General features: G+C 51.8%; 2 protein-coding genes. Both read right to left on the reverse strand.

Annotation, left to right across the window (positions count from 1 at the left end; translation table 11 throughout):
* The coding region (locus tag ACEW8P_RS25060) for a VCBS repeat-containing protein (RefSeq protein WP_373515801.1) at positions 1 to 2,396 on the reverse strand (2,396 nt) is incomplete at its 3' end.
* A gap of 124 nt (positions 2,397 to 2,520) precedes the next feature.
* Positions 2,521 to 2,929, reverse strand: a 409-nt coding sequence (locus ACEW8P_RS25065) for a RagB/SusD family nutrient uptake outer membrane protein (RefSeq protein WP_373515802.1), incomplete at its 5' end; no start/stop codon positions are given.

Consider the following 2,929-nt stretch of genomic DNA (forward strand, 5'->3'; position numbering starts at 1 on the left):
ACCGGGTATCGGCCGGGTGTTTGGCGTCCGCCGACGAACAAATCCAGGTCGCCGTCGCCGTCGAAGTCATACGGCTTTACGCAGGAGCCACTGGTCAGCATCGTGGGCAACGCGCCGGAAGAGGCGGAGAAAGTACCCCGACTATTAAGGTAAAGCCGATCTTGGTACAATTTTGAGCCTTCCTCTCGTTCGTTGCCCCCGCTCACCACGTACAAGTCCAGGTCGCCATCTCGGTCGGCGTCGAAAAATGTGGCGGCGACGTCTTCGTATTTTTTTTCTTGGGAAAACAGCCCGGACTGTGAAGACTGAAATGTTCCCTCGGCGGTTTGTAGCTGCAAAGTCCCCGGATAGCCCATCGCGCCGCCCAAGAAGAAATCATCCAGCCCGTCGCCGTTCACATCGCCCACTGCCAGGGCCGGACCCGTTTGTGACATCTTGTGCGGCAGGAGGCTTTCGCGCTGATAATCGTCGAAGTTGTTTTCCTGGTGCGCAGGTAGTTTGCCTAACTTGGAGGAGATGTCGAAAAAAGGATAGAGTTTCGCAGGAAGAGGAATAGGGCAGATGTCAACGAAATTCGGAGAATTATACGACAGGGTAATTTCCTGGTTGCTGTCGATATTTTCCAGTATTTGGGTGCTGCCGTTGGGCCAAAGTACCTGAATGCTTTTTACTTTTTCTTCTCTCCCCAAACCAAAAAGCAACCCCGGCGCAACGCTTGACTGAAAACCACGGGTTAGGTAATGTTCTTGGACTTGGGTACCCGATGAAGTATTTATCGTTACCCTGGCCCCAATCCCCAGGGGATTCCCGGTGGTACCCGCCAATTTTACTTTCAAGAAATTATTCCCGGTACTTTCGTTAGAATTATTCCGGTAAACAAAGGCAAAGTCGTCCATGTTGTTCACGACCAAATCGGCATCGCCGTCGTTGTCAAAATCGGCGTAAGCGGCCCCGTTCGAGCTAGTCAGAATGCTATCGAGCGACCACTTTTTGTTCATTTTGGAAAAAGTGAGGTCTTTGTTGTTGAGTAAAAAGTAGTTGGATTTCTTCCGCGTTGGCATCTTCGACATCACTTCTTCGATATAGGCGGCTTCGTCGATCGACTTCTGTTTTGAGAGTTCGTTCCGTACTTTCTCATGGTAGTTCCGAAAATCATTGTTATGAAAGCCGCGCTTGATGCCATTGGAGATGAAAATGTCCTTGAATCCGTCATTATCCATGTCGAAAATTAGCGGCCCCCAACTCCAGTCCGTATTCGAGATTCCCGCTAATTGGGCCGTTTCCGAAAAGAGCGGAGTTCCATCGCCCCCAACCGTTCCATTGTTGGTCTGCAGCGCATTAAACATATACTGACGGTGCAGACCCAAATCTACGTGTTTGGTGAAGCGCGCCGGATCCATGCCGCTCATGCTGGTTTTGATGCCGTAATTGTCCTCGGCTACCATATCCACGGTCAGGATGTCCATCCAACCATCGTTGTTGTAGTCAGCCATGTCGTTGCCCATCGAGAAAAACGACATATGTCCGGTAGCGTCTAGAATCGCCTCTCGAAATACGCCATTTCGCTGGTTCAGATACAGGTGGTCTTTTTCCGAATAATCGTGGCTGACGTACACATCCGGCCAGCCGTCGTTATTCACGTCCCCCACACTCAACCCCAGGCCATAGCTCAGGCGGTTGTTGACAATGCCGCTTTTATCTGAAACATCCACGAAAATACCCTCCCGGTTTTCGTAGAGTTGTTCGCTGCTTAGGTCGCTCTTCGTGATGAGGTATTCTTCCAGTTTGTCGTTCCCGTAGGTGTTCACATCATGGTTGATAAGGAACATATCCAGGTCGCCATCCCGGTCGTAGTCGAAAAATGCGGCTTGGGTGGAGAAGGCGGCGATGTCCAGCTGGTACTTCCGGGCCTGCTCCTCGAAGATAGGAACCCCAGAAGCATCGTTGCCCATGTTGACATAAAGCTCGTTTCTCCGCTTTTCGGGGTCCTCAAATTTACCCGAAGCACTCACGTATATGTCCAGCCGACCGTCGGAGTTGATGTCAACCGTCGTGACTCCCGTCGGAAATGCGGCTTTGCCTCCCACGCCAGCAACCTCTGTGGCGTCCTGGAAACGAATAGGATCGGACGCCGCTTTGCATTGGTTCAAGTACAGCCGATTCGATTCCAGATTTGACACAAAATAGACATCGGAAAAATCGTCGCCGTTGAAGTCGCCCACCGCTACCCCGCCGCCGTTGTAGTAGTATTCGTAGAAAAGTCCGTTCATGTACAGCGTCTCGCGCAGGTCGTTCCTGAACTGAATACCGCTTTCCTGGGGTGTGAGGATGGTGAATAACGCGCCTTGGTTCTCCGAGCTTTGTCCTTTCTGTTTTTGGCAAGACAAGAAAGGCATTGTTAGGAAAACAAGCCAGAGCTTTATTTGGGAAGCGTAATATTTCATGCTCAAAAATCAAACAGCAAGCAAAAAAAGACCACTGTTACCAATGGCCTTTTCTAAGAATTTATTTCAACACACCTTAATTGTATCCCGGATTTTGGGTTAGAGAGCCATTGGTCACGTCGATTTCCCGCTGCGGGATGGGCATCAGCACGTGGTAGGGCTGGATATTGGCCCGAGGTACTTTTAGGGCGGGGTCGGTCGTGTTCTTGATCGTCTCGACGTAGGTACCCCAGCGCAGCAGGTCGTACTTGCGGTGGCCCTCGAAGCTCAGTTCCAGCGCCCGCTCCTTGCGCAGCGCCTTGGTGAACGAGTCGTAAGTCAGGCCCGACAGCGCGGGAACCCCTGCCCGCTCGCGCACTTTATTGATAGCCTCGTAGGCGGCAGAGTTGGGGCCTTTGTTCAGCTCGTTTTCGGCTTCGGCCTTCATCAGCAGCACGTCGGCGTAGCGGATGTAGTAGAGATTTTGGCCGCCGTTGTTACCCAGC

It is taken from the genome of Persicitalea sp. (assembly GCF_041751555.1).
Taxonomy (GTDB): Bacteria; Bacteroidota; Bacteroidia; order Cytophagales; family Spirosomataceae; genus Persicitalea.